Annotated in this window: 1 protein-coding gene and 1 pseudogene; one reads left to right on the top strand and one right to left on the bottom strand. The window is 62.4% G+C overall.

Features of this window, described 5'->3' with window-relative positions; translation table 11 throughout:
* A pseudogene (locus NA637_RS25230) lies at positions 1-507 on the top strand (pyridine nucleotide-disulfide oxidoreductase); the annotation flags it as partial.
* A 40-nt stretch (positions 508-547) separates the two neighbouring features.
* Here NA637_RS25230 and NA637_RS25235 read toward each other — a convergent pair.
* On the bottom strand, positions 548-734 hold a 187-nt coding region (locus tag NA637_RS25235; RefSeq protein WP_256075393.1), incomplete at its 5' end, for a hypothetical protein.

Raw genomic sequence — 734 nt, forward strand, 5'->3', positions numbered from 1 at the left:
TACGGCTTGTTCGGCGGCTTCAAACGCTTCAAGGTGGACTACAGGGTGATCCCCTGGGCCACCTTTACCGACCCGGAAGTGGCCCGCGTGGGCCTTAACGAACAAGACGCCAAGGCGCAGGGCATCGCCTATGAAGTCAGCCACTTCGGCATCGACGAGCTCGACCGCGCCATTGCCGACGCAGCCGCCCATGGCTACGTCAAGGTGCTCACCGTGCCGGGCAAGGACCGCATCCTCGGCGTGACCATCGTCGGCGAGCATGCCGGCGAGCTGATCGCCGAATACGTCGCCGCCATGAAGCACGGCTATGGCCTGAACAAGGTGCTGGGCACCATTGACATCTACCCGACCCTGGCCGAAGCCAACAAGGCCGCGGCAGGGGAATGGAAAAAGGCCCACGCACCCCAACGCATATTGCGCTGGCTGGGCCTCTTTCACCAGTGGCGACTGGGCGGCGGTCAAGCAAGCGCCACGGCGAAACCGGCGGCGAACGTGAAAGCCCCATAAACAGCAACGTCGAGCTGTCGCCCTTCAATCCGTTGGCATATCACAAGCACTGCAGTTTCCATACTCGCCCGACCAACCCGGTCGCGGTGGACAACCATGGCTGGGGCACGAGCCCGGCCGTTACCAGGAGAAGTTGTCGTGCCGTGGCTGGCTTCGCCGATCGTGCGTCAGCAAACTGCTTGAAGGCGTCGGCAAATTCCGGATCATCTATGTCGGGCAATACGGTT

Source organism: Stutzerimonas stutzeri (assembly GCF_024448935.1).
Classification (GTDB): Bacteria; Pseudomonadota; Gammaproteobacteria; order Pseudomonadales; family Pseudomonadaceae; genus Stutzerimonas; species Stutzerimonas stutzeri_AO.